Raw genomic sequence first — 5,039 nt, forward strand, 5'->3', positions numbered from 1 at the left:
GAGCGCGGATTGATTTATTCGCGCCTCAACAATCCTAACGTCGAGATCTGGGAGGACAAGATGGTTGCCATCGAGAATGGAGCTGCGTTTGCTGCGGCCTTCCCTTCCGGCATGAGTGCCATCAGCACAACGCTGCTTGCGCTATTACCTGTCGGCGCGCGAATACTCTATACCGATCCGGTCTATGGAGGGACATACTTTTTCTTAAAACACTTTGGAGAGCGATTCGGTTATTCGGCGCATGCAGTAGATACGAGTGACTTGTCCGCCGTCGAATCGGTATTAGACAACTCTCCCCAACCGTACGACATGGTTTTCCTCGAAACTCCCTCTAACCCGAGTATGACGATTACGGACATTCAAGCTATCGTCCAATTGATCAGGACCCGCAACGGTGCCAAGACGTTGATTGCGGTCGACAATACCTTTCTTGGTCCCGTGTTTCAACATCCATTTCTGCAAGGGGCTGATCTCGTCTTTTACTCGGCGACCAAGTTTCTTGGCGGACACAGTGATCTGATCGCGGGTATCGTACTGGCTGGGGAAGGGCGTGGCAAAGATCTCATTGGAGCCATCCGCGACTTCCGGACAATCCTCGGCGGAACTCTGGCCGCAGACACCGCATGGATGCTTACTCGTTCCTTGGAAACATGCTGGTTGCGAATGGAGCGACAAGCGGAAAAGGCTACTAAAGTAGCGACTGCCTTGACACATCATCCTAAAGTCGAGCGAGTACTGTTCCCGGGCTTGCTCAGCGAGAATGACGGTCCTTCTTATGCAACGTACAAGAAGCAATGCACGGGACCTGGATCAATGATCACCTTCTATCTTAAAGATGCGGGCTTCGAGGAAGCTTCACGTTTTCTAGATGCAGTGAAAATCTGTCATCTTGCCGTCTCGCTTGGAGGTACGGAATCTCTGATAGAACATCCGCGAACGATGACTCATTCGGATATGAGCGACGATGATCTCGAGCGATGCAAAATAACCAACTCCATGATTCGTCTCTCCGTCGGACTGGAAAGCTCAAAGGATCTTGTACGCGACCTATTTGATGCACTCGATCAAAYTTGATTGCTTTCTCGAACCCGATTCGAGCCAAGCTCGGTTTGCCGATTCAATCTCCATTGGAATACTTCCTTTCCCAACGGGACCAGGGCTACGACCTTGCAGAGCATCTCCGTGCGTGCCGACAATCTCTTGCAACGAAGGGCTCCAGGCGGCATCCATCCATATGCAAGGCTTATCAAAAGGAGATTTACCGTGCAACAGGAAGTAAACAAGCTGTCTCGCAGACGCATGTTGGGAGTTGGACTCTCTGCCGGGGCAGCGCTGTTAGGAGAACTGCCGCTCTTCGCCAAAGAAAATGAGATGCCGCCGGCGCCAAGTCCATCTGCGGCTGCCGCGCAGAGCACAACGTTTGACTCGCTCAAAGAAATAGATGCGGGCCTACTTCGTGTGAGCTACGCCGAAGTTGGACCTTCCAATGGAAAACCGCTCCTTCTTCTGCACGGCTGGCCGTACGACATTCACAGCTTTGTAGATGTTGCTCCACGGTTAGCGGCGGAAGGCTATCGGGTCATCGTACCTTATCTCCGTGGCTATGGTTCGACGTGGTTTCTCTCTGCGGAGACGGTTCGCAATGGTCAGCCTTCCGCTCTGGCGAGTGACATCGTGGCATTGATGGATGCGCTTCACCTCGATAAGGCCGTTCTAGCAGGATTCGATTGGGGCGCCCGTACCGCGGACATCGTCGCCGCGCTGTGGCCAGAACGCTGCAAGGCGCTCGTTTCCGTCAGCGGCTATCTCATCGGTAGCCAGGAAGCCGGTAAGATGCCTCTGCCTCCGAAGGCAGAGCTCGAATGGTGGTATCAGTTCTACTTCGCAACGGAGCGCGGGAGAGCAGGGTATGAGCGATATCGGAAAGAGTTCGCAAACCTCATCTGGAAGCTCGCCTCACCGAAATGGAACTTCGACGATCAGACCTTTGACCGTAGCGCAGCCTCCTTCGACAATCCCGACCATGTCGCCATCGTCATCCATAACTACCGCTGGCGGCTTGGACTTGCCGAAGGCGAAAAGAAGTACGATGATTTCGAAAAGCAACTGGCACAGGCCCCTTCGATTCGCGTTCCAACCATTACGTTGGAGGGTGACGCCAATGGGGGAAACGACTATCGTGTGATCCAGTTCACGCCGCCTGGATCCGGCTGCTCAATCATCTTCGGTAAAAACGTGACCGCTGCGGCGCCAGGGTCGGCGAAGGGGCTATACCTGATCGTCGCTGACCTTGCTGCAGCCCGTAGCGAGCTGCTTTTTCGCGGTGTCGCGGTCAGCGAGATCTTTCACGGTGGGGCCGATAACTACATCGGTTCAGACGAGCCTTATCTCTTCGGGAGCAATCGAGTCCCCGGCCCAGACCCAGCACAAAGCAGCTATCGTTCCTTCGCCTCGTTCCAGGATCCGGACGGGAACGAATGGCTCTTCCAGGAGATAACAACGCGCCTGCCAGGCCGAGTTGCAGGCGACACCAGCTACGCCTCGACGACTGACCTTGTCAGTGCATTGCGCCGCGCCGCTGCAGCGCACGGAAAGCATGAGGAGCGGACAGGCCAGGCAGATGCGAACTGGTATGACTGGTACGCCCTGTACATGGTCCGGGAACAGTCTGGAGAACCACTACCGGAGTAAGACGCTGGCGGATATCTCGCCGAAAACTAACCAGCCGGAAGGCAGGTGTGTTCCGTCTCATTGGGGACGGCAGACCGCCGACCGGTTGGCCTTCCCAGATCAAATTTCGAAAACAATGATGCAATGTGATATCACCATCGATGATGGTGTTGTCTGTGCATATTTGAAGTCCTTTGAAGAAGGGTCAGATTCATGGCTCCCCTGGTCCTATCTATCGCCTGACTTTCTTTTCCAACTCCCAGCAAACCAACCGTGTCCGAAACTCCGAGAGTGCGATTGTGGCCAGAACAGCTCGCTGCCGCGTGGCCGTGAAATCAAAAAAGAGCTATTCATTCTTACTCTTCGCCTTGATCTTCCTCGTGGCGATATCTCCGGTTTTCCTGTTGCAAGCTCAGCCTTTGCGGATGCCGCAATCGGGAGATGGCGGCCAGGAGCTAAGGAACTTTCATCACACGGCGTGGTCCTCTGAAAGTGGTTTAGGCGCAGTCTTCGACATTCAGCAGAGCCGGGACGGCTATCTATGGCTGACGACCTCCAAGGGAGTCTTTCGTTTTGATGGAGTTCGTTTTGAGTCGGCGGATGCAATCACCGCCGGAGCCGCGCAAAACGCGGAACTGAACTCGGTGTTCGTGGCCTCTTCCGGAGATGTCTGGTTCAGGACGCGGGCACCTGGACTGCTTCTTTGGAAAGACGGAAAGCTATCAGCCTTTCCCGGTAATGGCTGCACGCCAGGACTGCTGACAGGTTCCACCGTCGAGGATCGTGATGGGACGTTATGGGTCGCCGGCTCGGCTGGCCTCTTTCTTGTCCGTGATAACAGATGCGAGCTGGTCAGCAGCCGCTATGGTCTTCCCAGCGGCTTTCCTTCCGCCATCGCGATCGATGGCGCCGGCGCCATCTGGCTGAAGATGCCGTCTGGGAAGCTCCTTTATCTTCCGCGCGGCGGCAGCAAATTCATCGTCAGTCCCCATGGAGAAGGACCGGTCGGAGACTTTGCATACCTTCATGAGGGGCCGAACGGCTCCATGTGGCTCTCCGATGAGCTGGGGCTGCGGCGAGTATCAGAGGATAGTTCCACTTCAAACGCACCATCGCAACGCCGCTCTCAACTACCCAAACGCTCGCGTTTCGGTAACTTCACCTTCGATAGCAATGGCACACTTTGGGCAGCAAGCGGCAACGGAATCCTGCGCGTTCCAGCGCCAGAGAAAAGCCCAATCGATGTGAGTGTCGATCCGGCAAGCGGTCAGCGCTTCACCGTCGCTCAGGGACTCAGCTCCGACGTTGTATGGAAGCTCCTCGCGGATCGCGAAGGTAGCCTTTGGATCGCAACCAACTCTGGACTGGATCAGCTTCGGCGAAACCTGATCTCGCAGTTGCCAACACCCCCAGCCAGCGAACATCAGTTCGCTATCGCGATTGGCGACAACCAGAACGTCTGGATTGGCAGCCGGGCGATGCCGCTGACGGAGGTCTTCTTCGACGGCAGAAACAGGACACTCCCCGAGACCGGCCAGGTCATCGCCGTTCGCCGCGACTTTAAAGGCGGTATCTGGTCCTCCGGTCTGGGGAAGCATCTGCTCTGGAAGGTCTATGCCGATCATCTTGAGCCGGTCTCTTACCCGAATGATGACCGAGAAGTCGTTGCCTCGATCGCACTCGACAAGAACAACGAACTCTGGCTTCTGACATTCGGCCAAAATGTCTACCGGCGCGTCGGCCAGACCTGGGTCAATCAGAACGTTGCGCTCGGCCGTGAGCCCGGCATCCTGGGCACCATGGAAAGTGATCCCGCAGGCAATATCTGGTTCGCATTTTCAAATCATGTGGTGGAGTGGGACGGAAACAGCTACCAGAAGTACACCTACTTCGGAAAGAACCGCTTCCCGAACGCGCTTACGGTTAAGGGAGAACATGTCTGGCTTGGTTCTGAGACTGGCGTGCAGCTACTCAGTCGCGGCGAGTTCCGCATCATGCAATGGAACGATGCAAATCTGCCAGGACGCGTGTCGGGCATCGTGGAGACTAAGACAGGCGACCTTTGGATCAGCGGATTTTCCGGCATCGTCCACGTCAGAGCCGACGAGCTGGCAAAGTGGCTCGCGAATCCTGACTACGCCGTATCCGCCGAGAGCTTCGATACGCTGGATGGCCTTCCCGGTCTTGCTGCTGAACGATTTCCCGAGCCATCGCTGGTGGAAGCAGAGGATGGCCGTCTATGGTTTGCTACCACCAAAGGGATCGCATGGCTTGATCCAGCGTCGCTCGATCGCTCCTATAACCTGGTGCCGCCGACCGTTCTGATCAGTTCTCTGGTTGCTGGTGGACAAACTTACTCTCACCTGCAG

The 5,039-nt window shown here is 55.7% G+C and carries 3 protein-coding genes; all 3 read left to right on the forward strand.

Going from position 1 to position 5,039, the window contains the following annotated elements; translation table 11 throughout:
* Window positions 1–1,074: trans-sulfuration enzyme family protein (locus AB4043_RS19690; protein WP_442307850.1), on the forward strand; the 1,074-nt coding region annotated here is incomplete at its 5' end.
* Window positions 1,075–1,263: 189 nt separating this feature from the next.
* Window positions 1,264–2,691 carry an alpha/beta fold hydrolase gene (locus AB4043_RS19695; RefSeq protein ID WP_442307851.1) on the forward strand — a complete coding sequence of 476 codons (1,428 nt, stop codon included), beginning with the start codon at window positions 1,264–1,266 and terminating at the stop codon, window positions 2,689–2,691.
* A gap of 404 nt (window positions 2,692–3,095) precedes the next feature.
* Window positions 3,096–5,039, forward strand: a 1,944-nt coding sequence (locus AB4043_RS19700) for a ligand-binding sensor domain-containing protein (protein WP_442307852.1), incomplete at its 3' end; no start/stop codon positions are given.

Origin of the sequence: Terriglobus sp. YAF25 (assembly GCF_052113305.1) — a bacterium.
Lineage (GTDB): Bacteria > Acidobacteriota > Terriglobia > Terriglobales > Acidobacteriaceae > Terriglobus.